Origin of the sequence: Bacteroides galacturonicus, assembly GCF_003096855.1 — a bacterium.
In the GTDB taxonomy this organism is placed as follows: Bacteria; Bacillota; Clostridia; order Lachnospirales; family Lachnospiraceae; genus Lachnospira; species Lachnospira rogosae.
This window is the reverse complement of record NZ_QEOA01000002.1, coordinates 244,124-270,512: the sequence shown is the minus strand read 5'-3', so window position 1 is coordinate 270,512 and position 26,389 is coordinate 244,124. Positions and strand designations below refer to the sequence as shown.

Annotated in this window: 22 protein-coding genes; 21 read left to right on the top strand and 1 reads right to left on the bottom strand. The window is 34.8% G+C overall.

Annotation, left to right across the window (positions count from 1 at the left end; all coding sequences use genetic code 11):
* Positions 1-30: 30 nt before the first annotated feature.
* The 12 genes from C7390_RS01280 (at position 31) to C7390_RS01230 (ending at position 16,160) form a co-directional block, all read left to right on the top strand.
* A complete protein-coding gene (locus C7390_RS01280) occupies positions 31-1,716 on the top strand; it encodes a recombinase family protein (RefSeq protein WP_116443440.1) in 1,686 nt (561 codons plus the stop codon).
* 1 nt (position 1,717) lies between these two features.
* Positions 1,718-3,436 carry a recombinase family protein gene (locus C7390_RS01275; protein WP_116443439.1) on the top strand — a complete coding sequence of 573 codons (1,719 nt, stop codon included), beginning with the start codon at positions 1,718-1,720 and terminating at the stop codon, positions 3,434-3,436.
* Entirely contained in the window at positions 3,426-4,973 is a 1,548-nt protein-coding gene (locus C7390_RS01270; RefSeq protein ID WP_116443438.1) for a recombinase family protein, read from the top strand. The genes C7390_RS01275 and C7390_RS01270 overlap by 11 nt, the downstream gene beginning before the upstream one ends.
* Before the next feature lie 291 nt (positions 4,974-5,264).
* Positions 5,265-5,426 (top strand): helix-turn-helix domain-containing protein, encoded by a 162-nt coding sequence (locus C7390_RS13845; RefSeq protein ID WP_116443561.1) that lies wholly within the window; start codon positions 5,265-5,267, stop codon positions 5,424-5,426.
* 282 nt (positions 5,427-5,708) lie between these two features.
* Positions 5,709-6,206 (top strand): class I SAM-dependent methyltransferase, encoded by a 498-nt coding sequence (locus tag C7390_RS01260; RefSeq protein WP_022501647.1) that lies wholly within the window; start codon positions 5,709-5,711, stop codon positions 6,204-6,206.
* A gap of 12 nt (positions 6,207-6,218) precedes the next feature.
* Complete coding sequence (locus C7390_RS01255) at positions 6,219-6,854, top strand: class I SAM-dependent methyltransferase (protein ID WP_318295459.1); 636 nt, start codon at positions 6,219-6,221, stop codon at positions 6,852-6,854.
* Positions 6,829-7,014, top strand: a complete 186-nt coding sequence (locus C7390_RS13515) for a hypothetical protein (protein ID WP_318295458.1) — start codon at positions 6,829-6,831, stop codon at positions 7,012-7,014. Before C7390_RS01255 ends, C7390_RS13515 begins: the two co-directional genes overlap by 26 nt.
* Positions 7,015-7,083: 69 nt before the next feature.
* Positions 7,084-8,067, top strand: coding sequence for a DUF3878 family protein (locus C7390_RS01250; protein ID WP_116443437.1), 984 nt, complete (start codon positions 7,084-7,086; stop codon positions 8,065-8,067).
* Positions 8,068-8,316: 249 nt separating this feature from the next.
* Positions 8,317-12,189, top strand: coding sequence for an alpha-amylase family glycosyl hydrolase (locus C7390_RS01245; RefSeq protein ID WP_318295457.1), 3,873 nt, complete (start codon positions 8,317-8,319; stop codon positions 12,187-12,189).
* Positions 12,190-12,571: 382 nt separating this feature from the next.
* Positions 12,572-13,639, top strand: coding sequence for a mannonate dehydratase (gene uxuA / locus C7390_RS01240; protein WP_022501642.1), 1,068 nt, complete (start codon positions 12,572-12,574; stop codon positions 13,637-13,639).
* 58 nt (positions 13,640-13,697) lie between these two features.
* Positions 13,698-15,305: a mannitol dehydrogenase family protein gene (locus C7390_RS01235; protein ID WP_022501641.1), complete on the top strand. Its 1,608-nt coding sequence runs from the start codon at positions 13,698-13,700 to the stop codon at positions 15,303-15,305.
* Positions 15,306-15,497: 192 nt separating this feature from the next.
* Positions 15,498-16,160 (top strand): GntR family transcriptional regulator, encoded by a 663-nt coding sequence (locus C7390_RS01230; protein WP_116443436.1) that lies wholly within the window; start codon positions 15,498-15,500, stop codon positions 16,158-16,160.
* Between the two features lie 114 nt (positions 16,161-16,274).
* On the opposite strand, the gene C7390_RS01225 is transcribed toward C7390_RS01230, so the two are convergent.
* Positions 16,275-17,495 (bottom strand): AraC family transcriptional regulator, encoded by a 1,221-nt coding sequence (locus C7390_RS01225; RefSeq protein ID WP_055174609.1) that lies wholly within the window; start codon positions 17,493-17,495, stop codon positions 16,275-16,277.
* A 454-nt stretch (positions 17,496-17,949) separates the two neighbouring features.
* Here C7390_RS01225 and C7390_RS01220 point away from each other — a divergent pair, with 454 nt between their 5' ends.
* The 9 genes from C7390_RS01220 to C7390_RS01180 all read left to right on the top strand — a co-directional run bounded on the left by C7390_RS01220 (position 17,950) and on the right by C7390_RS01180 (position 26,350).
* On the top strand, positions 17,950-19,344 hold the full coding sequence (locus C7390_RS01220; protein WP_022502166.1) for an MFS transporter: 1,395 nt from the start codon (positions 17,950-17,952) through the stop codon (positions 19,342-19,344).
* 114 nt (positions 19,345-19,458) lie between these two features.
* Positions 19,459-21,291, top strand: a complete 1,833-nt coding sequence (gene uidA / locus C7390_RS01215) for a beta-glucuronidase (protein WP_022502167.1) — start codon at positions 19,459-19,461, stop codon at positions 21,289-21,291.
* Positions 21,292-21,525: 234 nt separating this feature from the next.
* Entirely contained in the window at positions 21,526-22,206 is a 681-nt protein-coding gene (gene hypB, locus C7390_RS01210; RefSeq protein WP_055174613.1) for a hydrogenase nickel incorporation protein HypB, read from the top strand.
* Positions 22,207-22,380: 174 nt separating this feature from the next.
* On the top strand, positions 22,381-23,040 hold the full coding sequence (locus tag C7390_RS01205) for a WG repeat-containing protein (RefSeq protein WP_055306566.1): 660 nt from the start codon (positions 22,381-22,383) through the stop codon (positions 23,038-23,040).
* 18 nt (positions 23,041-23,058) lie between these two features.
* Complete coding sequence (locus C7390_RS01200; RefSeq protein ID WP_055306567.1) at positions 23,059-23,304, top strand: hypothetical protein; 246 nt, start codon at positions 23,059-23,061, stop codon at positions 23,302-23,304.
* A 55-nt stretch (positions 23,305-23,359) separates the two neighbouring features.
* Complete coding sequence (locus C7390_RS01195) at positions 23,360-24,712, top strand: MATE family efflux transporter (RefSeq protein WP_116443435.1); 1,353 nt, start codon at positions 23,360-23,362, stop codon at positions 24,710-24,712.
* A 46-nt stretch (positions 24,713-24,758) separates the two neighbouring features.
* Entirely contained in the window at positions 24,759-25,280 is a 522-nt protein-coding gene (locus C7390_RS01190) for a DNA-deoxyinosine glycosylase (RefSeq protein ID WP_116443434.1), read from the top strand.
* Entirely contained in the window at positions 25,256-25,699 is a 444-nt protein-coding gene (locus C7390_RS01185) for a NusG domain II-containing protein (protein WP_082437116.1), read from the top strand. The genes C7390_RS01190 and C7390_RS01185 overlap by 25 nt, the downstream gene beginning before the upstream one ends.
* A 111-nt stretch (positions 25,700-25,810) precedes the next feature.
* Positions 25,811-26,350 (top strand): Gx transporter family protein, encoded by a 540-nt coding sequence (locus tag C7390_RS01180; protein WP_022502174.1) that lies wholly within the window; start codon positions 25,811-25,813, stop codon positions 26,348-26,350.
* The last annotated feature ends 39 nt before the right edge of the window (positions 26,351-26,389 follow it).

Below are 26,389 nucleotides of genomic sequence, written 5' to 3'. Positions count from 1 at the left end.
TCTACGAACAAATATAGGAGGTAAGCCACAATGAAAACAATCAATAAAATTTATCACGCCGCCATTTATGTTCGTTTATCGAAGGAAGATGGTGATGTCTCAAATACTGCGAAAACAGAAAGTAACAGTATTTCAAACCAGAAATCTCTGGTAAGGGAATTCCTAAAAAATCATAAAGATATAGTAATAGAAAAAGAATATGTTGATGACGGGTATTCAGGCTCTAATTTTGAAAGACCAGCTTTTCAGATGATGTTGGAGGACATTAAGAAAGGTATCATAGATTGTGTATGCACGAAAGATTTAAGTCGTTTTGGACGAGAATATATTGATTCGGGTATGTACATCGAAAGAGTGTTCCCAGCGTTAGGAGTTAGATTTATTGCAGTTAATGACCATTACGATAGTTTGGATAGCAGCAATAAATCAGACGAAATAGTCATTCCTTTTAAAAATTTGCTGAATGATGCGTATTGTAGAGATATTTCTGTGAAGATTAGAAGCCACTTGGAAATTAAAAGAAAGCAAGGGCAGTACATTGGGAATTATGTTTCTTATGGATATAGGAAATGTGATGATGATAAGCATAAAATAGAGATTGATACTTATGCAGCAAATGTAGTAAAAGATATTTTTAGAATGAAATTACAGGGAATGAGTCAGGATGCCATAGCGTGTAAACTGAACGAAAATGGTATTCTCTGCCCTGCTGATTATAAAAAAAGCGAAGGCAGTAATTATCAGACAAGTTTTAAAATCAAAGATAAGTCTGGTTGGTCATCTACTACAGTCAGACGAATTTTAACAAATGAAATTTATATAGGAAATCTTGTGCAGGGTAAGCATACAACACCTAATCATAAAGTGAAGAAAATGTATGTTAAAGACGAGAGTGAATGGGTACGAATTGAAAAAAATCACGAGGCAATCGTTTCGGAACGTGATTTTGAGTTAGTGCAAAGATTACTTGCGATGGATACAAGAACAGCACCGGGGAATAATGAGGTCTATAATCTGTCAGGTTTGGTTATCTGTGCAGATTGTGGAGTACCTATGGTGAGAAAGAACAGTATATCTGGAGGCAGACATTATAGTTATTATATGTGTGCAACGAACAAATATAGTAAAAATTGCAGCTCACACAGGATTTCTGTAAATGAATTGGATAACGCAGTTTTAGAGTTATTGAAGGTTCATATTTCAAATATATTAGAGATTGATAAAATAATTGAATTGATTGGTATTATTCCATTCCAGCAGATAGATATGAAAAAGTTAGAGGAACGAAAGAAAGTTCTTGAAGTTGAAGTCGAAAGATGTACGGAATTACGTTCTATGCTTTATTCAGATATGAAAGAGGGTGTTATCTCAAAAAGTGATTATATTGAGTTACACGCTGCATATGAAAATAAAAGAAAAGATGCCCAAATCGCAATTCATAAAATTGAATTGGAAATGGAATCTATTCTGGAAAAAAATAATGATAGCTTTAAATGGCTGGAGTATTTTAAGGAAAACAGAAACATCAAGGAATTAACAAGAAGTATTGCAGTTTCTTTGATTAGAGAAATTAAGGTATATGATAAGAAAAATATTGAAGTGACATTTGATTTTGATAATCCATACAAAACTTGCTTAAAGAATATAGAAAATATGGGTTACAAAATAGATGTAGATTTATCTGGAAAATTGAATATTGAAAAGGAGGCTGTATAGTATGGCAAGAAAAAGCAGAAAAAGTTTTTCACAGGCTAATTCTTCATATAATATGACATCGTTGGCAGCCTCTGAAATAATAAAAAAACCTAGATATTATAAAGTTGGTATATATGCGAGACTTTCTTTTGAATCAGAAATGAATAAGGAGAGAGATACCGTAGATACACAGATTAGTTTCATAAAGGATTATATAGCAAGACAGGACGATATGGAAATCTATGATGTGTATGCAGATATATCATTAACCGGAACGAATTTTAACAGACCTGAGTTTAATAGAATGATTGAGGATATTAAATCAGGGAAGATAAATACAATAATTACAAAAGATTTAAGCCGTCTTGGAAGAAATTATATTGAGTCGGGGACATACATTGAGAGAATATTTCCTATGTTTAATGTTAGATATATAGCGATTACAGACGATTTTGACTCGATAAGACCAGATGCAGATATTACAATGCCTTTGAAGAATATTGTTAATGAGTATTACTCTAAAGACTTATCAGATAAAGTCTGGACAGCATTTCGTTCTATATGGAAAAGTGGTTTATATGTGTGTGGAAGACCTCCATATGGATATAAGAAAAACAGAGAAAAGAAGTGTTTGGAGATAGATGAATATGCAGCACAGGTTGTAAAGCGTATTTTTTCAATGTATCTCAATGGAATGAAATTGGCTGAAATTGCTAGGACACTTAAAAATGAAGGGATTCTTTCACCAAGTCAATATAGATATTTCAATATAGGTGATAAAGAAAAGTTTGATAAAGCAAAAGACTGGTATTATGTACAGGTAAAAGATATATTAAAGGATCAGCAGTATGTTGGTGACTCTGTACACGGTAAGTCGGGAGGAAAGTTAGGTGAGCATAGAACCAAAAGAAGAAATGATAAGGCAGATTGGATTATAATTCCTGATACACACGAAGCTATTGTTTCCAGAGAAGAATTTGCCATAGTGCAGAAAATGATTAGTGATAGTACAAAGCAGTTCAATGATGCGATAAACAGAGGAAGGCAAAAATCACCAGTACCAAAGAATAAATTTGTTGGAAAGTGTACTTGTGGGCAATGTGGTTCCAGAGTTTTTATCAAGCGTAAGGATACAGGAAAAAGTGAGTTCTATTATTATTGTGCAGGAGAGAAAAGCAGCGTTTTGTGCAGGGACAGGCATGTCAAAATTCCATATGAGGATTTAGATAGGAGCGTTTTTAGTGTAATAAAAAAACATATGCAGATATGTATAGAAAAAATATCCCTGATACAAAAATTGAATGCTACGGACTCTGCAAATATTCAGTATAAGGTTTTAAATAGACAACTTGATAAGCTGAGAAATGAAAGAAAGCGTATTATTTCAAGGGGAAAAGGCTTATATGAAGATTATAAGGATAAATTTATTACAGCAGAGGAGTATGTACAATTTCAAAAGGAATATAAGAAACAAATCGAAGATATAGACAGGCAGATTACGGAATATGAAAATCACATTAATAAGTATAGGAGGGATTTTCATTTAGATGAATCGTGGGAAAGTATTATAGCAAAGTTTCAAGGGAAACGAATATTGACTCAGGAGATTGTAGACGCTTTTGTATCTGAGATAAAGATATATCCGGACAAGAATATAGAAGTGAAGTTGTACTATGATGATATGCTGGATCAGTTAGTATCTATAGCAGATGTAAGGGAGGCAGAGTGTAATGGCAGATAATGTAATTGCAATATATCTTCGCCTTTCTTGTGAAGATACAGATATTAATAGCAAAGATGAAAGTAATAGTATTACCAACCAGAGAAATCTTATTATGGAATATATCAAATCTGACGCAGTTCTTTCAACTTATACTGTTAGAGAATATATTGATGATGGTATAAGCGGAACAAGGTTTGATAGAGAAGCATTTGAAGAAATGATGACACAGGTCAAAGAGGGCAATATACAAGTTATTATTACAAAAGATTACAGCCGTCTGGGTAGAGATTATCTGGAAGTTGGAAGATATCTGGAGTTTGTATTTCCGGTGCTTAAAGTAAGGTATATATCAGTAAATGATAATTATGACAGTAATAATTTTACAGGAGCAACAGGAGGAATGGAGGTTGCGGTAAAAAATGTTATAAATATGATGTATAGCAGAGACGCATCAAAAAAGGTACGAAGTGCAAGAACAACATTAGCAAAGGCTGGTAAGTTTATAGGACCGCAGGCTCCATATGGTTATAAGAGGTCTGAAAGTGATAAACAAAAGCTTGTTATTGATGAAGAACCTGCACAGGTGGTTAGACTTATATTTGAGATGGCTATTGAAGGGAAAAAGTATAAGCAAATTGCCAGATATTTGAATGCTAATAACATTGATACCCGTGTACAATATAAAGAAAGGCACGGTAAAAAGTGGAATCACCCAAGAAATTATGAAATAAAACAATGGAGTGCTTCAGCAGTTATGAATATATTGTTTAATGAGATTTATACGGGAACAATTATTTATGGAAAGACAGCGTGTAATGCTCAAACGGGTTATAAGTCAAAGAAAATGAATCCTGATAGTTGGATTATAGTGGAAAATTGTCACGAGCCGATAGTGTCAAAACAAACATTTGAGGAAGCACATAAAGTGATTAATAAGACAACCTGTAATCGAACCAAAAAGCAAGGTTCATATAAAAAAGCTATAATAATATGTGGTTGTTGTGGTAAAGGACTTGCAAATTCTTATGGGTATTATAAGTGTAGCTGCAATTATGATCCTAGTAAATATAACTGTCGCAATGTCAGAATGAAAACGGAAGAATTTGAGGCAGGTGTTATGCAATATATTAAGACAACAGCAGCAGGTATGCTTGAACATTTGCAGGCATATAAAAGACAAAGGAGTAGTTGTGTTGAGTTGCAAAAAGAAATTGATAAGCTGCAACAAATGAAAAGTAAGGCTGAAACTCAAAAGTTCCAGTTGTATGACGATTATACGAAAGGAATTGTCCAAAGAGATATTATGATATCTGAAAGGACGAGGCTTACTGAGCATATTGGTGAAATTGAGATAGAGCTTCACGAACTTGAGTCTAAAATACAGTTGGAACAATGTATTGATAAAGCTGGTGAGGAAGAAACAATAGAGTTGTTATCCAAAATGGAGACATTTGACTTGGATCTTATTCGTCAGGTTGTAAAGCGTATCACAATGTATGATGACGGCAACATTCAATTTGAGTGGAATGTGGATGACTTTATACAGGTTAAATGATATACTTCATATAAGACTATTTTCAAGAACTATCGGTTTTTGATGGTTCTTGAAAATAAATTTTTTTGGTCTTTACTTGACACAAGCAGAGATAGACCATTGTTGTGGGGTGGTAATATAATTAAGAATAAGTTATAAAAGATTGTTTTTCATGCAGTGTTCACCTCCATAAGGAAGTGTAACAATACACCTAAAAATATAAAATAAGAATGTAGGTTTTCTGACATTTTTATATGCCATATTTCCTACATTCTTATATTAGCATTTGCAACTGGGTAGCCAACGCATAAAATCTTACGGAAATTTCTTATCAGTATATGTCCCGCACAATATAAAAAATCTGCTGAACAGCTATTTGTATCATCTCAGGCATTAAGCAAAGTTATTAAGAAAATTGAAAATGAATTAGATATATTACTTTTTACAAGAACAAGTCAGGGACTTATGCACTAAAGAAGTTTATCTGATATCAAAAAAGGAATAACTAAATCAAAAGAAAGCATATGTTTTTTTAGTTATTTATCAGAATGGTTATTGACGGAGCAACATTTTTCAGAGCATTGTTATATTGAAAATATCCCTCAAATAGAGTATTATAAAATAAAGTTAGATACAACTAACAAATGCAGCGTGAAAAGGAGTGAAGTATATGAACATTGCAGTTATAATTACAGAACGCAGGATTAATTAAACATAAATTAATAATGACATTTGTTTAAATGAGGAGGGCTGAATATGACTAACGAAGAATATAAGAAGCTGTCAATTGATGAATTTACAAAAGTGGCAGAAAGATATCCAGACCGCCATTACACAGGACTTGATTTAACACCGGCGATGATAGAACAGGCAAGGAAGAAGAATATTCCTAATGCAGAATTTGTTGTTGGTGATTGTGAGAATTTTCCTTTTGATGAAAATGCTTTTGACGTAATAATATGTTCCAACAGTTTCCACCATTATCCTAATCCGCAGGCATTTTTTGACAGCGTGAAAAGATGTCTTCGTCCGGGAGGAAGATTAATACTTAGAGATGTGACAAGTGATAACAGGCTGCTTTTGTGGTTTATGGATAATATAGAGCTTCCTATTGCTAATATGCTGGGGCATGGCGATGTAAGGGCTGCCAGAAGAAAAACAGTTATGGAGTGCTGCAAAAAGGCAGGTCTTAAGGTGGAAAAGTTCGAGATACGTAAAGGTATGAGAATGCACTGCGTTATAAGAAAAGCTTAAGGAGTATATGGTATGAAAGAGAAAGTAAAGATAACCGGTGTTCCTGAAACAATGATTCAGACATTATATGCAAGGGCGAAGGAAACCCAAAAGAATAATGCCAAAATCAAAGATGACATAGCTGTAGAGATAGTGGAAAAGCTTGATTACGATTTTTCCAAAGCAGATAATGATAAGACTATGGCTAGTGGTGTGATTGCAAGAACTATTGTACTTGATGAGATGGTAGGGGAATATCTGGATACTCATTCTGATACGGTTGTTGTCAATATTGGCTGTGGAATGGACACAAGATGTTATCGTATGCAGGGAAAATATAAGTGCTGGTACAATATTGATTTGCCAGAAACAATTGAGATAAGAAAGTGTTTTCTGACAGAAAATTGTCCTGTATACCAGATTGCCAAGTCTGCAATGGACATTTCATATACAGATGATATTGAATATAATAAAGAAAATGTGCTTGTAATCATAGAAGGTTTGTCAATGTATTTACACGAGAATGACATAAGACAGATATTTTCGATTATAGAAAAAGCCTTTAATAAGTCAACAGTAATGATCGAAACTATGTCACCATTTTTTGTAAAGCATATGAAGGAAAAATCGATAGAAGGAAGTAATGCCAAGTTTAGCTGGGGGGGTTAAAAATGGAAAAGATCTACAGCAGATTGTGCCAGCATTTAACTGGAAGCGTGATGTAAGTCTGGTCGAGGGTATGAAAGAGATTATGCCTGTTTATAATGTGCTTGGAATAATTCCCGCAGTGTGCGGTATGTCTAATAAAATAGTGGTTATGGAAAGATAGTTGATTTTTTTGAATAAATCAGACATAATTAATATGACAAATATGTAAATAACAGGTGTAAGATTAATAATGATTGATAACATAGAATATTATATGGAATATCTTGACGGGCTGACTAAGGATATGCCAGAGGAGTTTGTAAAGCTTGCACAGGTATTTGAACTTAGTGTGTTCGAGCCTGTTTATATGGAAGGCGAAGATGATATATACGCAGCTTATCTTATGAATGATTCAGTCGAAAGTTATTTTGTTTTTGAGAACTCTATAATGACAGGAGAATATAAGAATATTGACTGCGAACAGGTAGCTGGAATAGAAACACTTAGCGACGGATATATGCTTATAGTTAATCAGGGCGGCGAGAATATATTTACAATAAGATTTAATAAGCTAGGTATTAAGACTACATATTTTAATTATGGCAGTATGGGACATTTTTGGGTTAAGGGATATGAGTATTTAAGACAACTGGAGTATCAGCTTGCAGATGTCAGGGATAAATACAGATATCTTGGAAGCTCGTCTTGTACCAGTAAGGAGCTTATATTTATGCAGCTTGCAGATTTTCCACCTATTAAGAAGTATAAATCAGTGCCAGAAGCTTATTATGTGCCATATCCCGATGCAGTTTATTCTGAGGCAGTGAATTATCTTATAGATATGGCAGTGAGTGTTGGCGATAAACGTATGGCAGGTATGCTTAAATGCTATTTGAATAAACCGGACATAATTAAGTGTAATATTATTGCGGCTATGTTTCATAGAAAGGCACATAGCAGATTTATAGATAAGCTTATTATGGATGTGCGGAACGAAGCTGACAATTATGTCAAAAGGACGTTTAACAGTGACGAGGAAGCACAGTATAAGATAGTTCATAATAAGGCTCTTAAGGCACTGGATAGATACAAAGAAGCAGGATATGAGTGTCTGTTATACAGGGAAGAACCATTTATGTATTCCAAGGACTCAATTACATATAAAGAACACATATTAGTGTTTAGAAACGGTCGTATTAATAGAAAATGTGATATATATACATATGAAGCATAGTATATAAATATAATATATAAGTAAAATTTATACTGTTCCACAACATATTTTAATAAAATTTACTGCATATATAATGAATATTGAGAAAAATATGTCATTCGCGCAAGAAAAATGTCATTTCGCGCAGATGGCATTTTTTTTGTGTTTTTTTATTGTATAATAATGCCAACATATAAAGCTTTCGTAATATTTTTAAAGACTGCATACGTTTTTATTGCAGGGAAAGTACGATAAGAGAAAGGAGAGTTTATGAAATATTTGAAAAAAATAATAGCAGTGGTATTAGCTGCAGGTATGATTATCTCCAATGCACCTGTGGCAGGTTCGGCTGCAAACCAGAACAGCAGGGCATCTAAGAGAACTTATAATTGGTATGATAAGTGTGCTGACGATATTGATGAGAATTATACTTATGAAGGTTCAGACCTTGGGATAGAGGCTACTGAAGATTATACAACTTTTAAAATATGGGCACCAAGTGCAACGTATATAAAAGTTAATATTTACAGAAAAGGTGTGAATGATGACGATGAGTCATCTAAAGTTGGATCATTTACATTGGAAAAAATGTTCGCTAATGGAAATAGAGATGTGTGGACAGGTGTATGGACATTAACACTTATAGGAGACTGGAGAGGATTCTATTACAATTATACAATTTCTACGACAAACATAACTGGTGCACACGATACAAAATATCAGGTTGCAGACCCATACTCAGTGGCTGTAAGTGCAGATGGCAAGCGTTCTTATATTACAGATCCGGATATGGTATCTCCTGATGGATGGGAGAATGATAAGCATATATATGTAGATACAGCCAAAGCTAATAATGTATACAAAGTAAGTATTAAAGATTTTTCAACAGATACATCATCAGGTACGACATCAAATGGCAAATACAGTGCATTTACAGAAAAAGGTGCAACTGTAAATAATGCAGGTGAATTGTCATCAGGTATTGATTATCTTAAAGAATTAGGTGTTACAACCGTACAACTTGCACCATTTTCAGATTATGCTTCTGATGATGAATATGTAGTTGCGAATTTTAATGCACCGGAGCCGGATTATGCTTCTGATGCATCAAATAGTGAAGCAATAATAAAAGAATGTAAAGCAATGATTCAGGCACTTCATAACGCGGGAATTTCAGTTGTAATGGAAATGTCATATACGCATACGGTTACACCAACAGAGTCTGTATTTGAAAAAGTAGTTCCTGGTTATTATTACAGACATAATACGAATGGAACTTATTACACTACAACTGATTATGACAATGAGTGTGCCACGGAGCGTGCAATGTATCGTAAATATGTTGAAAATTCCATGAAATACTGGGCAGAGGTATATCATATAGATGGATTTTCAATAGATTTAGTTGACTGCTTTGACACAAAAGCATATCATTCAAGACTGGATAAATGGTTAGATGAAGTAAAAGAAAATGTTGCAAAGACAGATCCCAGACTTGTTATATGGGGCGATAATTATACCAAGACAGATAGACAGAATAAGACATCTATATATGATAATATAATTAGTTCTATTAATGGAAGCACATATGGAGCAAGAAATGAAAAAGCAATAAAAATGTATAAACAGCAGGCTGCAATGAAATATGCAACACCAGGAATATTATATATGGATGCAGGAGAAGAAATGTGCAGTAGTGTTGAAGGAACAACACAGCAGGACAAGTCAGTGCTTGAATGGCAGAAATGTATAGATTATACAGATGTAGTATCTTATTATAGAGGTCTTATGGATATTAGAAAAGCCTTTTCACCACTTGCCGATAGTCAGAATATTAGTAATAATAAAGAAGCTTATGTACTGACTAATACAACAGAAGGTGAATGGAGCACTATGGCAGTATTGAATAATGATACAGCTGATGATAAAGAGATTGCAATTCCAGCTTCAAGAGAGGCCGCAGACTGGGTGATTATTGCTAATGGGGAAAGTGCCGGTTTAGTATCACTTGGTGAAGTCAGTGGTTCGACTGTAAAAGTGCCGGCGTATACGACAATGATTCTTGTAGACAAGGAGAGTTCATTGCAGGTATCAGTGCCAGAAGAAAAAGGAAGAGTAATTATTGATTATCTGAGGACAGATGGTTATGGTAATAGCAGTTTTGAGACACCATTAAGAGAGTCGATTACGCTATATGGTACAGTAGGAACAGGGTTTGTTGTGCCACAGAATCTTAATATTTCATCTTATTATGATCTTATTAATGCGGAATATGGCAAAAAGGGTATATTTGAATCAGGTACAATCAGGCTGCGATATTATTATAGTGCTAAATATAAGCCAGATCGTTTGGTAGATGGAATTATTAATGATGGTCATTATTGTGAAGAAGTACGATTCAAAGTAACTGATCCGGCTTATACAGAGGTAAGAGTTGATGATAAGAAGCTGACACCAGATAGTAATGGTTATTATACTGTCTCATATGCTGATAAAGAACAGACTATTAAATTAATAGATAATAATGGCTGTAATGTGCAGCTTTATATAAAGGTACTGGAAAATCATATACCTAACAATAACGATTGTACTAAAGATTCTGTTTGTACTATCTGTGGCAAGGTATTTCCTGCACAGACAAGTCATAAGTACAGTGATAGCTGGTCAAAAGATGATACTTACCATTGGAAAGTATGTGAGAATGATGGCTGTGAAGTAACAAGTACTAAGACAGAGCATAGTGGTACAGACGATGGAGATTGTACAACACCTGTAATATGTGAATGTGGACAGATTGTTACAGCGGCTAAAGCAGAACATACTTATGGTGAGTGGAAGTCTAATGGTGATGGCACACATACAAGAAAGTGTACAATACAGGGCTGTACAGCAGAAGAAACTAAGGATTGTGAAGGCGGAGAAGCAACATGTACTAAAAAAGCTGTATGTACATATTGTAATTCAGAATATGGTGCGTTAAATCCATCTAACCACAGTGGAAGTGTTGAATGGGTGCAGACGGAGGGTACACACCAGAAGAAATATGAATGTTGTGGTGCTGAATATGAAGCTGTTGAAAGTCATAAGTGGGAAAATGGACATTGCAGTGTATGTGGATATGGCTGTGAACATACAGGTGGAGAGGCAACCTGTACAGAAAAAGCAGTCTGTGCTATTTGTAAGCTTCCTTATGGAAAAGTAGATGCCAATAATCATACTGGAACGGAGGAATATATTAAGACATCAACAACACACGAGAAGAAATATACCTGCTGTGGTAAAGTAACATTAGTTAAAGAAAATCATAAGTGGAAAGACGGTGTATGCGAAATCTGTGATTATAAATGTGTACATACAGGAGGGGAAGCTAATTGTACAAGTGGTGCAATATGTGAAAACTGTGGTATGGAATACACAGATAAAGAGCCTTCAAAGCATACAGGAAATCCAGAGTGGGTGCAGACCGAAGATACACACAAGAAAGCCTATGATTGTTGTGGCTTAGAGGTATCAGCAAGAGAGGAACATATCTGGGAGGCAGGAGTATGCAAGATATGTGCTTATCATTGTCAGCATACAGGTGGAGAGGCAACCTGTATACAGAAAGCACAGTGTGTAATCTGTAATGAGGAATATGGAACATATAATCTTGGTGTGCATAAAAGTTTAAAGTTGGTAGAAGGAAAGGCGGCAACTAAGGCAGAAGAAGGTAATATTGAATACTGGCATTGTGAAGATTGTGACAGATATTATGTAGAAGACAATGGCTATGTCGAGATACAGAAAGCAGATACAGTAATTGCCAAGATAGCTGATAATAATAATTCAAATGGAGCAGGCTCAGGTGATGCAGGTTCGAATGATACCGGAGCAGGTTCAGGTGATGTGGGTTCGAATGATACCGGAGCAGGTTCAGGTGATGCAGGTTCGAATGGTACCGGAGCAGGTTCAGGTGATGTGGGTTCGAATGATACCGGAGCAGATTCAGGCAGTGATGGCGTTAATGATACCGCTACAGAAGTGAAAGAAACCCCGGATACAGCTGACAATAACAGTATATTTGTATGGCTTCTTATGTTATCTGTTGGAGGAATGACAGTATGTATGGCTATCAGCAGTAAGAAAAGGAGAACTAACGGATAATAATAAAAAATAACAGAAAGAAAAGCTGACAAATAATATCAAACAGAATATTATGATTGGCAGAATATATTCAGAGGCAGTATATTCAGGTGTTTATAATAATATAGTTTTAATGGCGTGTGGAAAATAGAAATTTTTCACACGTCTTTTTTATATTATAAGGTATAGTATATGAGTGAGAATATAAGAATATAAAATAAATTAAAAAAATTGATTGACATGTCAGCACTAACATGTTAGTATGATGACATCAAAGTAATTATGCAGCATAATATTTATAGATAATTGGTGTACGAATTAATTAATAATACGAAGTACATCTATAATAAAGTGATTTTTTGATATTATTTATTATATTTTAATTTAAGGAGGATTTAGCATTATGGATATGACATTAAGATGGTATGGACCAGGTTATGACAGTGTAACACTTAAACAGATAAGACAGATACCTGGAGTTAAGAATGTTATTACAACACTATTTGGAAAGCAGGCGGGAGAGTTATGGCTGCCTGAGGAGATAGCTGAACTTAAGAAGGTAGTATGTGATGCTGGTCTTGGAATAGCCGGTATTGAGTCTGTTAATGTATCAGATGATATTAAGATAGGTACAGCTAAGAGAGATGAACATATTGATAATTATATTAAGACATTACAGGCTCTTGGCGAAGCTGACATCCATATGGTATGTTACAACTTTATGCCAGTGTTTGACTGGACACGTTCTGAGCTTGCAAGAGTAAGGGAAGATGGTTCAACAGTTCTTGCTTATAATCAGGATACTGTAGATATGATTGATCCTGAACATATGAAAGAGTCAGTTGAGAAGATGTCTAATGGTTTTGTTATGCCGGGATGGGAGCCGGAAAGACTTGACAGATTAAAAGAACTTTTTGAAATGTATAGTGATGTGGATGCAGAAAAGCTGTTTAATAATCTTGTATATTTCCTTGAAGCAATCGGACCTGTATGTGAAAAATATGATATAAAGATGGGTATTCATCCAGATGACCCAGCATGGCCAATATTCGGATTGCCAAGAATTATGACAGGTAAGGACTCAGTTACAAGACTTCTTGATGCTGTTGATAAGCCTTATAATGGAATTACGTTGTGTACAGGTTCATTTGGTTCTAACCAGAACAATGATTTATGTGAGATTATTAAGGCCTGCAGAGGCAGAATTCCATTTGCACATGTAAGAAATCTTAAGTACAACTCTCCAAGAGATTTTGAAGAGGCAGCACATTTATCATCTGATGGATCTATAGATATGTATAAGATTATGAAGACTTTATATGATACAGGCTTTGACGGAGTCATAAGACCAGACCATGGAAGAATGATATGGGATGAGGTTGCTATGCCAGGATATGGTCTTTATGACAGAGCATTAGGTGCCACATATCTTAATGGTCTGTGGGAGGCTATAGATAAGTCAGCCAAATAAATTTTGTATGGGAATATGGTTTTATATATGAATATGTATATAGGAATGGAGGATTAGCATGAAACTTTCAATACAAGGTATTAAAGATAAAGAAGCATGGGAGAAGGCTGGAATAAAGCTTCCATCATATGATGTTGAAAAAGTTGCAACAGCTACAAAGGAAGCACCTGTATGGGTTCATTTCGGAATAGGCAACATTTTCAGAATATTTATAGGTGGAATAGCAGACTCATTATTAGAGCAGGGATTGTCAGATAAAGGAATTACATGTGTTGAAACATTTGATTATGATGTAGTTGATAAGATATACAAGCCATTCGACAATCTTGTTATGGCAGTTACATTAAAGGAAGATGGAAGCACTGATAAGAAAGTATTAGGTTCACTTACAGAGGCTGTTAAGGCACAGTCATCAGTAGATGCTGAGTGGTCAAGATTGAAGAAAATATTTGCAAGTCCACAGCTTCAGATGGTTTCATTTACAATAACAGAAAAAGGATATGCACTTCGAGATGCAAAGGGAGAGTATTTTCCATTTATCAGAAGTGATATAGATAATGGTCCTGATAAGGCATCATCAGCTATGGCAGTTGTGTCAGCACTTTTATATGAAAGATTTAATACATGTAAGGCACCTTTAGCAGTTGTGTCTATGGATAACTGCTCACATAATGGTGAAAAGTTAAGAAATTCAATAACAGATATGGTAGGCGAATGGCAGAAAAAAGGTTTTGTTAGCGAAGATTTTGTACAATATGTCAATGATGAAAATACAATATCTTTCCCATGGTCTATGATAGATAAGATTACTCCAAGACCAGCAGATACTGTGGCTGAGTCGTTAAAAGAAGCCGGGGTTGAAGATATGGACCCTGTTATTACATCAAAGAGAACTTATATAGCTCCATTTGTTAATGCAGAAGGACCACAGTATCTTGTTATAGAGGATAGATTTCCGAATGGAAGACCACAGCTTGAAAAGGCAGGAGTATATATGACGGACAGGGATACAGTTAACAAGGTGGAGAGAATGAAGGTTACAACCTGTCTTAATCCATTGCATACAGCACTTGCAGTATATGGCTGCGTATTAGGCTATGACCTTATAGCTGATGAGATGAAGGATAAGGAACTTTCAGAGCTTGTAAAAAGAATAGGGCTTGTTGAGGGTATGCCTGTTGTTACTAATCCTGGTATTATAGACCCAGAGAAGTTTGCAGATGAAGTTATAAATGTGCGTATACCTAATCCATTTATGCCTGATACACCACAAAGAATTGCAACAGATACATCTCAGAAGGTTGGCATAAGATATGGTGAAACTATAAAGTCATATGTTGCCAAGGATGGAAGTGCCAGAGCACTAACTGCCATTCCGCTTGCGATTGCAGGCTGGTGCAGGTATCTTCTTGGCATTGATGATAATGGTGAAGCTTTTGAATTATCCCCAGACCCTATGGCTGATGAATTGAAATGTCAGCTTGATGGTATCGTATGGGGTGAGTCATCATCTTACACGGGTCAGCTTAAGAACTTATTGTCAAATGCTAATATATTTGGTATAAATTTATATGAAGCAGGAATTGGTGATAAGATTGAAGAAATGTTTGTCGAAGAAATATCAGGAAAAGGTGCTATAAGAGAAACGCTTAAGAAATACCTTTAATGTGATGCAGATGTTATAATATACGTTTGACATGCTTATCTTATATATAATATAAACATATTGTGCCGTTCAGAGCTGTAGAGATTATGCAGGATATTGGTTCTGGACGGCTTTTGCTATTTATTTTATTAATTGTTTTATATTTTTATATTAATGGCAGATTGCTGTTATATATAGAAAGGCTGTAATTTTATGGAAAAATCATTAAATGAAGAAACATATGAAAAATTAAAATACGATATAATGAATTTTGAAGTTTTGCCAGGAGATTCTATAAGTGCCCAGAAGATTGCATTAAGATATAATGTATCAAGGACACCTGCAAGAGAGGCAATAGTTAATCTTGAGAAAGAAGGACTTTTAAAGGTTATACCTCAGTCTGGAACGTATGTAGCCTGTATTAATTGTAAGCGTTCAGAGCAGGAATGGTTTGTCAGAAAGAGTCTTGAGATTGGGATGATTGATGCAATTTTTAAAAATGCAAGTGCTGATATGCTTGATAAGATGGCAGAGCTTAATAATCGACTTATTAATTATGACGAAGAAACAGAAAGTATTCCAAGAATAGAGATAGATAATGAATTTCATCAATTAATATATGAATGTTCCGGCGAACAGCTTGCGAAGAATATAATAAAGACACAGATGAGCCATTACAACAGAATTAGATATCTTGCAGAGTTAAATAAAAACATAAGCGTAAAGACTAATGATGAGCATAATATGCTTATTGATGCGATAAGGAATAAAGATAAGAGAATGTATCTTCGCGTTATAAAAGCACATATAAGCAGAATATTTAATGAACTTGATAAGCTTAAGGGAATATATCCGGAATATTTTGAAAAAAATTGAAGTAGATGAAAGAAATTCCCCTTATATCCGCATATTTTTGTATCATTATATTAAAAAGATAAAAATGACTGACGTAATATACTATCATTACGTCAGCCTTTTTTAATTTATAGCTTATTTGTGTTGTATCATTTCGCGGTATTGCGTAGGAGTCATATTTTTAAGCTTTTTAAAAAGCTTGGTAAAGTAGTTCACATCGTTAATGCCACATTGTGCGGCAATATCCTGAATAGCAGACTGTGTTGTGTTGAGCAGATATATTGCATGCTCTATTCTTTTATTGTTGACGAAGTTCGTAAGAGTCACTCCGGTTTCTTTTTTAAAGAGCGTTGATAAATAACTGCTGTTTAACATAAACTCTTCTGATAAAGCGTTAAGGCTTAAATCAGCTGTGAGATTGAAGGATATATAGTTGATTATATTCTGTATAGGCTTGCTATATGTCCGTAATGAGTGTGACTGGACAAGAAGACAGTATTTTCTTGTTATTTCATTTTCTAATACTTCAAGCTGTGCGATTGATGTGCAGTCTTCAATTTTAATTGCAAATTTGCGCGATATTTCATCAAGATGTACCGGATGTATATATGCAGTCTGTGCAGCTTTACGGCAGATTGTATTTAATATAATCATAAAGTTCTTTCTGTCACGTATAGAGTCAGATAAGCGTGGCTTTATATCAGAAGAGTTAAGACGCTCCATATTTTCAATAGACTTATAATCTCCATGTGCTATACATTCCATAAGAAATGCTTCATTTTTATAGCGGATTTCCAGAGCTTCGACAGATTTTTTTGTAGGCTCAGGTGCTTCTTCTTTATACATATACTGGGTTAAATTCTTATTAAGTATATGTTTTTTTTCAATAGTATAATTATTACCCCAAAGCTTGCTGCAAAGACAGCTTATAATAGCTGTAATACATCGTTCATCAGCAAATACTGGAAGAGCAGAGTAGTACAGCTGCATAAACTCATTATACTGCACAGGAACTGAATTGTAAGAACATAAGTCAAGTATTCTCTGGTTAGTGAATCGTTCATATGAGAATGGACCTGCTATGAATATTCTTGTGCTGTCCGGAAGCTTAATATGTATATATTCACATGAAAAGCTGTCATGTATAAATAATGCAGTATTATCCCTGTTATAGGAGCTGATGAACTGGCTGAAGTTTTCTTGATTATTCATATAAGTATTCTGGGTGAAAATGTTATTTCTAAGTCCACCATCAATTTGATTATCCCATGTGTAAGGAGCGTCAATAATATAGGATGGAATTTTTATTTGCGATAAAAGTTCGATTGTATAATCTAAATATATTTTGTATTCCATATATATTCCCCCCAAAGCTATATTTTTACATTATATTTACATATTATAGCATAAGTTGTATAAAATATTATCTATTAATTATTATTTTTAAAATAATTTTTAAAATTATGATATGTGCATAAAACAAAAATTTATATCTGTAACAATTATAAACTTTAAAACTAGCATGTCTCAAATGTAATCACTAACATGTTAATATGAGCACAACTGACATGTTAGTACAATTTAATTATACAATAGTATAATTTTTAGTGTGAAAATTGTACAGGTAAAAATTATACTATAAAGACTAAATTTAGTAATAACTGTTAATAATTAAAAAGGGTATTATAAAACCATAGAAAACAACAGCACAACGAAGTGCAGAACAATATTTAAGGACGTCTTTAAAGAAACTATTTAACAATTAATGATGAATACAAAATATATTTCGCATAAGAATGGAGGATATACAATGAAAGAAACTAATGGAAAGGTAAAGCCTTTCGGTATAAAAGATAAGCTGGGCTATATGTTTGGCGATTTTGGTAATGATTTTACATTTTTGTTATCAGCAATGTTTTTACTTAAGTTCTATACAGATGTTATGGGAGTTTCAGCAGCACTTGTAGGACTTATGATGATGGCAGCAAGATTCGTCGATGCCATAACAGATGTAACAATGGGACAGATAGTAGACAGAAGCAGACCTGGTAAGAAAGGTAAGTTCGCTCCTTGGATAAGACGTATGTGTGGTCCGGTTGCTGTAGCTTCATTTCTGATGTATGCAACATATTTTAAGGGAATGCCAATGGGATTTAAGATATTCTGGATGTTCTTCACATATCTCCTCTGGGGAAGCGTATGTTACACAGGAGTTAATATTCCTTATGGTTCAATGGCATCTGCAATTTCAGATAACCCAACAGACAGAACATCACTTTCTAACTGGAGAACAATTGGTGCAACACTTGCACAGACAGCTATAGGTGTTATATTACCACTTGTAGTATATTATACAGATGCAGCCGGTAATTCAGTATTATCTGGTGAAAAGATGATGATTGGAGCATTAATCTGTTCAATAGGCGCAGTTATATGTTATATGCTCTGCTATCATATGACAACAGAAAGAGTTAAGGTAGAACAGAATACACAGAAGTTCTCATTTAAGGAACTTATTAAGCAGCTTGTTCATAATAAGTCATTAATAGGAATTATAGTATGTGCATTAGTATTCTTACTTGCACAGTTATCATTAAGTAACATGAATGCTTATGTATATCCTAATTACTTTGGTAATATAAAGGCTATGTCTATAGCAAGTCTTGCAGGAACAGTTGTTATACTTGCACTTTCAACATTTATAGTAAAGCTTGCTTCAAAGATAGGTAAAAAAGAATTATCAATGATAGGATGCTTTATAAGTGCAGCTTCCTTCATACTATTATTCATAATTCATACACACAATGTATTGGTATGGGTAGGATTAATAATCGTAGCTACAATAGGAACTTCAATGTTCAATATGGTTATATGGGCTATGATTACAGATGTAATTGATGAGTCAGAGGTTCAGACTGGAGTCCGTCAGGATGGAACAATTTATTCAGTATATTCATTTGCAAGAAAGCTTGGACAGGCTTGTTCATCAGGTTTATCAGGAGTGCTTCTTTCAATAATAGGATATACTTCAGTAACAGCCTTTGATCCAAAGGTAGTAGATGGAATATATAATATTACCTGCCTTGTACCAGCGGGAGGAATGATATTACTTTTACTTGCTTTATGGTTCTTATATCCTCTTAATAAGAAGAGAGTTGAAGAGAATGCAGAAAAGCTTAGAATTAAGAGAAATGAAAATGCGTAGTGCAAAACAATATGTAGGTATAAAGTCGGGGCATCTGACCCCGGCATCATCTGAAAAATAAAATTATTATACAAATTATTATACAAAATTTTAAAATTACAGGAGGAATCAATTATGTTATATCCAATTTTAACAGAATCAAGATTATTAAGTGACTTAAGTGGAGTATGGGATTTTAAGTTAGACAATGGCAATGGCTTTGATGAGAAATGGTATGAAGCACCATTAAAGGATGCAGATACTATGCCAGTTCCAGCTTCATACAACGATTTAAAGGAAGGAGCTGATTTCAGGGATCATTACGGATGGGTATTCTATCAGAGAAACATTTCAGTTCCATCATATGTAAAGAGCCAGAGAATTGTATTAAGATGTGCAGCAGTAACACATTATGCAAAGATTTATCTTAATGGTAATTTAATATGTGAGCATAAGGGTGGCTTCCTTCCATTTGAAGTTGAGTTAAATGATGTATTAGAGGATGGTGATAATCTTCTTACAATCGCAGTCAATAATGTTATAGATTACACAACTCTTCCAGTTGGTGGAAAGGCTAACATGATGAGCGGTCTGATGGGCGGAATGGGTGCAGGAGCATCTGAAAAGCCTCAGAATAATCCTAACTTTGACTTCTTTAACTACTGCGGTATCACAAGACCAGTTAAGATATACACAACACCTAAAACTTATATCAATGATATTACAGTAACATCAGATATTGACTTTGGAAAGGAAACACCATCAGCAGTACTTAACTATGCTGTTGATATTGAGGGTGTGGATAAGGATAGCACGGCTTGTAAGGTTGAGGTGTTTGATGCTGAGGGTAACAAGGTTGCAGAGGCAGCAGGAACACAGGGAAAGCTTGAGCTTGAGAATGTAAAGCTATGGCAGCCATTAAATTCTTATCTTTACCAGATAAAGGTTACAGCAGGAGAAGATGTATATACTCTTCCATATGGTGTAAGAAGCGTAAGAGTAGATGGAGTTAAGTTCCTTATTAATGAAAAACCATTTTACTTTAAGGGCTATGGAAAGCATGAGGATACATTCCCTAATGGACGAGGAATTAATCTTCCTATGAACACAAAGGATATATCTATTATGAAGTGGCAGCATGCTAACAGCTTCAGAACAAGCCATTATCCATACAGTGAAGAGATGATGAGATTATGTGACGAGGAAGGTATCGTTGTTATTGATGAAACAACAGCAGTAGGTGTTAACCTTCAGTTTGGTGGCGGTGCTAACTTTGGCGGAGAAAGAATCGGTACATTTGATAAAGAACACGGAGTTCAGACACAGGAGCATCATAAGGATGTTGTAAGAGACCTTATTTCAAGAGATAAGAACCATGCCTGTGTTGTTATGTGGAGTATTGCCAATGAGCCTGACTCAGCAGCAGAGGGAGCATATGATTACTTTAAACCATTGTTTGACCTTGCAAAGGAAATCGATCCACAGAAACGTCCTTGCACATTAGTAAGTGTTCAGGGAACAACTGCTGATACTGATTGTTCTTCTAAATTAAGCGATGTTATATGCCTTAACCGTTATTATGGCTGGTATTTTGGTGGACCAGACCTTGAAATCTCTGAAAAAGGACTTCGCAAGGAACTTTCAGACTGGGGCAAGCTTGGAAAGCCAGTAATGTTTACAGAATATGGTGCAGATACTGTCAGCGGACTTCACGATACAACATCTGTTATGTATACAGAGGAATATCAGGTTGAGTATTATGAGATGAACAATAAGGTATTTGATGAATTCGAATTCGTAGTTGGTGAGCAGGCATGGAACTTTGCAGATTTTGCTACAAGCCAGAGCTTACTCAGAGTACAGGGTAACAAGAAAGGCTTATTCACAAGGGATAGAAAGCCTAAGATGGTAGCTCATTACTTCCGTAACAGATGGAGCAATATTCCAGAATTTGGATATAAGAAGTAATATACAAATAAACAATCAGGTAAATATAATAAGTGATTCACATTAAAACTTTCTCAATTTTATAGTAACAATAAAAAGGGGTGTCGCATTAAGAAATTAGTGCGGCGCCTCTTTCTATACATCAAAAACAATTATATGAAATGTAGTTAATGAAAGAGACTGATATTGACAAAGATAGTGAAAAACTATTAGACTATAACTATATTAAATAGTAGTTTGGAAATGGAGATTAAGATGGCAGAAGTCAGAGTTATTAAATTAAATGAAAGTGTGTATTCTAAGAATGATAATCAGGCGGATATGACACGCCGTATGTTAAATGATAAGAAGGTGTTTTTCGTTAATATTATGTCATCACCGGGAAGTGGTAAGACTACTATGCTGTCAAGACTTATCAATATGCTTAAAGATGATTACCGCATAGGTGAGATGGACGTTGATATTGAGTCTGATATAGATGCAAGAAGAGTAGCAGAGTCAACTGGTGTAAAGACAATGCAGATACATAACGGAGGTTTGTGTCATATAGATGCCAAGATGACGGCAGATGCAATAAGCGAGTATGGTGTAGATGACCTTGATATACTATTTCTTGAAAATATAGGTAATCTTGTGTGCCCTGCTGAGTTCGATACAGGGGCACACCGTAATGTTATGATACTGTCAGTTCCTGAGGGTGATGATAAGCCGCTTAAGTATCCGCTTATGTTCTCAGTATGTAATGTTGTACTTGTTAATAAGATAGATACTCTGAAAGCATTTGATTTTGATATGCAGAAGTTTACTAATCATGTTAAAGAACTTAATCCAAATGCTATAATTATGCCAATAAGTGCAAAGACAGGTGAAGGTATGGAACAGTTTGTAACATGGCTTGCAGATGAACGTAAAAAGTTAACTGAGAAATATTCATAAGTTCTGGCATAGTTAGCTTTATCCGGATTTTGGAACAGGTCGATAAACATACCAGCAACGGCTTCAGCATAGAAATTACACAGGAATATCCTGAAGTTTTAGGATATAATAACGTTGAGTTTTTCGGCATATAATTGCAAATGTGGTTAATTGTAATTAATAGGAGATATTTATATGAAAAAGACAAATAAAAAATATATTGTTATATGCGTAGCTGTTATTTTGATTATAGCAATAATGGTTATATATGAAATAACAGGCAACAAAAATAATAGTTCGCAGACTGATAAATCAGAATATTCAGTGTCAACAACAGATAATGAAAAGAATAATGCAGATAATTTTATATCAGATAATAAAGAAACACAGATAAGGGATGATTATGCAGAGATTTATGATTATGAATATCAGGGTAATTATGCTAGAGTAAAGTTTAAAGATGGTTATTGGGGAATTGTTAATAAAAATGGAAAAGTTATATTTGATGGGGCTGATTATATCGAAAAACTGCCAACAGTTACAGCATTATGCAGCGCTGTAAAAAATGGACACGCAATTATATTTTATTTAGATATCGATAGTGACAGCGTTCAGGTGATTAAGTCATTTGATGAATATGTTAATATTTCAGAAGTGTATTTTGAATGTTTTGCAATTGTTCAAGATATAGATGGATATTACGGAGTAATAAATGCAGATGGTGATGAAGTTATTCCTGTAAAATATAAAGAAGTTAATTATAAAGTGCTTGAAAGTGATAATTGGTTTGGTTCACATATTCTTTTTAGATTAAATAGTGAAAATGGTGAAGAATTCAAAGAAATAAATTTTTGAATAAATCAGACATAACAAATGCTTGACCAGAAGGAACACCCTGTTATGATACTTATTCCGGGTAATGAGGTTACAGATCGTGAGGGTGATAAGGATTATAGCGAGATTGGAAAGTATAAGGTGGAACAGCAGGGAGAAAATGTTGCGATACTTGCACTTGGTGATTTTTATCAGATGGGTGAAAGTCTGGCAGCAGCTATAAAACTTGAAAAAAATTCTATGACCGTTATAATCCAGCAGAGCTTCTTAAAGAGCTTGGTATGACCAATGAGACTATGGTTGAAGAGATAAGAAATAAGATGGTTTGAGGAAGAATAATATGATTAATAATTTAGGTGAGGGCAGTATACCTAAGCTTATGGCAAAGCTTGCAATTCCAGCGGTTGTAGCTCAGGTAGTGAATTTGCTCTATAATATAGTTGACAGGATATATATAGGACATATACCACAGATAGGTGCAGATGCACTTACGGGTGTTGGTTTATTTACGCCAGTTCTTATGCTTCTTAATGCATTTGCAATGCTTGCAGGCTCGGGCGGAGCACCAAGGGCGGCTATTTATATGGGTAAGAAAGATAATGCTACAGCAGAGAAAATTGTCGGGAACTGTTTTACATTTTTAGTGATATGTGCAGTCGTGCTTACAGCAGGATTTTATGGGACATTGCCAGTGCTTCTTAAATGGTTCGGTGCAAGCAGTGTTACAATGCCATATGCTCTTTCATATTCAAGGATATATGTGCTTGGAAGCATATTTGTGCTTATTGTGTTAGGAATGAATTTGTTTATTACAACGCAGGGTTTTGCGAAGATTAGTATGATGACGACAGTTATCGGGGCAGTTATTAATATTATATTAGACCCAATATTTATATTTGTATTTAATATGGGTGTTCAGGGAGCAGCACTTGCAACAGTGCTTAGTCAGGCAGTTGGTGCAGTATGGATACTGCATTTTCTTACAGGAGATAAGACCATTTTAAGACTTAGAAAATGTAATCTGAAGCTTAAAAGCACTATAATAATGCCCTGCCTTGCACTTGGAATATCAAGCTTTGTAATGCTTTCAACAGAGAGCATATTATCTGTAAGCTTTACATCAAGTCTGTCACGTTATGGCGGTGATCTGGCGGTTGGTGCTATGACAATTATAACAAGCACTAACCAGCTTGTTCTTATGCCATTGCAGGGAATATGTCAGGGTGGACAGCCTATTATGAGTTACAATTATGGTGCTAAGAATTATGACAGGGTTAAGAAGGCATTTTTTACACAGTTTAAGGTATGTATTATATTTACAATTGCAAGCTGGGCAGTTATGATGCTTGTGCCTCAGGTATTTGCCGGAATGTTTACAAACAATGCAGAACTTAAGCAGTATACAGTGTGGACGTTAAGGGTATATATGGCAGGAATGTTTTCACTGGGCTTTCAGATATGCTGTCAGCAGAGTTTTATGGCACTGGGACAGGCAAAGGTCAGCCTTATTATGGCTTGCCTTAGAAAGCTGATACTGCTTATACCACTTATATTCATATTTCCAGTATTTATGAGCAATAAAGTGTTAGCGGTATTTCTTGCTGAACCTGTAAGTGACATTATAGCGGCAGTGGTTACCACAAGTGTATTTATGGTTAAATTTAAGAAACTGCTGGTAGAGGATAATAGCTGACAGTATAAATAGAAAATATTATAAATATATCAGGAGATAACAACTAATGAAGTCACAGTATGAGCATATTATTCATCCATTTCCTCCGCTTTATGACAATAACTCTAAGATACTTATTCTTGGAAGTCTGCCATCAGTTAAATCGAGAGAGCAGATGTTTTTCTATGGACATCCGGGCAACAGGTTCTGGAAGGTTATAACGGCAGTCATTAATAACAGTGGAATGAATGATAAGAATATTGAAGTCCCAGTTACAATAGAGGAGAAGAAGATGATGCTTCATAATAATCATATAGCTTTATGGGATACTATATATAGCTGCGATATAATTGGTTCAAGTGACAGCAGTATTAAAAATGTTGTGCCAACGGATTTAGGACAGATTATAAGCAATTCCCGGATTGAACGTGTATACTGTAATGGTGCAGCTTCAGGTAATTATTACAAAAAGTACCAGCAGAAGGTGTTGGGTATTGAAGCTGTTGTTCTTCCGTCCACAAGCCCTGCTAATGCGGCATATTCACTGGACAGGCTCATTGGAATATGGAGTGGAACAATAAATATATAAGTAATATGGAAAGTAAGGACAGATATTTGGATAATAATAATCATAAATATAAAAAAGATATAATATTAATTGCAGCATTTGTAATCATAGCAGTTATTGCATTTGTTGTGATTAATCATTTTGTTAAGAAAGATGGTGCATTTGTGCAGATAAAGGTTGACGGACAGGTGGTAAATACAATACCTGTCAATCAGAATGAAACACTGACTATAGAAGGATATCAGGGTGGAAGCAATATTGTCACAATAGAAAATGGTGGTGTGACAATGACAGATGCTGATTGCCCTGACAAGTTATGTGTTAAGACAGGAAGGATAAGCAAGACAGGTGAAACAATAGTCTGTCTTCCACACCGTGTGGTTGTAGAGATTATAGGAGCGGCGGCTGATGATAGCGGGGTCGATTCAATAGTAAGATAGTAATATAAGTAAGGCAGTTGGAAAAAAGTGCAATAGTGTGTTTGTAAATGCAGAATAGGATGAAAAGAAAATTATTATATAATAGTTGAAGGAGTAAATACATTAAAGAATATGACAAAAGAACATAAAAAGAACAACAGCACATATAACATTGCTATGTGCGGGGTGCTTACGGCACTGGCTATGATATTCAGCTATATTGAGAGTATTATACCAGTTCCAATACCAGTTCCTGGAATTAAGCTTGGAGTTGCCAATATAGCAGTTATCACAATTCTTTATACATTGGGAATTAAGGAAGCGGTTATAATTAATATTTTAAGAATATCACTGACTGCAATGCTTTTTGGTAATCTTAACAGCTTTTTGTTTAGTATTGCGGGAGCAGTGCTTAGTATGGTAACGATGATTGTTCTAAAAAAAATAGACAGTTTTTCGTATATCGGTGTGAGTGTAAGTGGAGCAATTATGCATAATGTCGGACAGATAATCGCGGCAATATTTATAATGGGAAGCAGTGCTATAATATATTATCTGCCAGTGCTTATAATAGCTGGTGTAATAACAGGTATTATTATAGGAATTGTGTCAGGAATAGTAGTTAAATATGTAAAAAAAGGGGCTGTTGCTTTAACGATTGAAAATCGTTAAGGTACCAGCCTCTTTTTCCTATAAAAATACGATTTTTAA

Coding starts and splice junctions, on each gene's coding strand:
- C7390_RS01280 (WP_116443440.1), top strand. CDS start 31: ATGAAAACAATCAATAAAATTTATCACGCCGCCATTTATGTTCGTTTA.
- C7390_RS01275 (WP_116443439.1), top strand. CDS start 1,718: ATGGCAAGAAAAAGCAGAAAAAGTTTTTCACAGGCTAATTCTTCATAT.
- C7390_RS01270 (WP_116443438.1), top strand. CDS start 3,426: ATGGCAGATAATGTAATTGCAATATATCTTCGCCTTTCTTGTGAAGAT.
- C7390_RS01260 (WP_022501647.1), top strand. CDS start 5,709: ATGACTAACGAAGAATATAAGAAGCTGTCAATTGATGAATTTACAAAA.
- C7390_RS01255 (WP_318295459.1), top strand. CDS start 6,219: ATGAAAGAGAAAGTAAAGATAACCGGTGTTCCTGAAACAATGATTCAG.
- C7390_RS13515 (WP_318295458.1), top strand. CDS start 6,829: ATGCCAAGTTTAGCTGGGGGGGTTAAAAATGGAAAAGATCTACAGCAG.
- C7390_RS01250 (WP_116443437.1), top strand. CDS start 7,084: ATGATTGATAACATAGAATATTATATGGAATATCTTGACGGGCTGACT.
- C7390_RS01245 (WP_318295457.1), top strand. CDS start 8,317: ATGAAATATTTGAAAAAAATAATAGCAGTGGTATTAGCTGCAGGTATG.
- uxuA (WP_022501642.1), top strand. CDS start 12,572: ATGGATATGACATTAAGATGGTATGGACCAGGTTATGACAGTGTAACA.
- C7390_RS01235 (WP_022501641.1), top strand. CDS start 13,698: ATGAAACTTTCAATACAAGGTATTAAAGATAAAGAAGCATGGGAGAAG.
- C7390_RS01230 (WP_116443436.1), top strand. CDS start 15,498: ATGGAAAAATCATTAAATGAAGAAACATATGAAAAATTAAAATACGAT.
- C7390_RS01225 (WP_055174609.1), bottom strand. CDS start 17,495: ATGGAATACAAAATATATTTAGATTATACAATCGAACTTTTATCGCAA.
- C7390_RS01220 (WP_022502166.1), top strand. CDS start 17,950: ATGAAAGAAACTAATGGAAAGGTAAAGCCTTTCGGTATAAAAGATAAG.
- uidA (WP_022502167.1), top strand. CDS start 19,459: ATGTTATATCCAATTTTAACAGAATCAAGATTATTAAGTGACTTAAGT.
- hypB (WP_055174613.1), top strand. CDS start 21,526: ATGGCAGAAGTCAGAGTTATTAAATTAAATGAAAGTGTGTATTCTAAG.
- C7390_RS01205 (WP_055306566.1), top strand. CDS start 22,381: ATGAAAAAGACAAATAAAAAATATATTGTTATATGCGTAGCTGTTATT.
- C7390_RS01200 (WP_055306567.1), top strand. CDS start 23,059: ATGCTTGACCAGAAGGAACACCCTGTTATGATACTTATTCCGGGTAAT.
- C7390_RS01195 (WP_116443435.1), top strand. CDS start 23,360: ATGATTAATAATTTAGGTGAGGGCAGTATACCTAAGCTTATGGCAAAG.
- C7390_RS01190 (WP_116443434.1), top strand. CDS start 24,759: ATGAAGTCACAGTATGAGCATATTATTCATCCATTTCCTCCGCTTTAT.
- C7390_RS01185 (WP_082437116.1), top strand. CDS start 25,256: ATGGAGTGGAACAATAAATATATAAGTAATATGGAAAGTAAGGACAGA.
- C7390_RS01180 (WP_022502174.1), top strand. CDS start 25,811: ATGACAAAAGAACATAAAAAGAACAACAGCACATATAACATTGCTATG.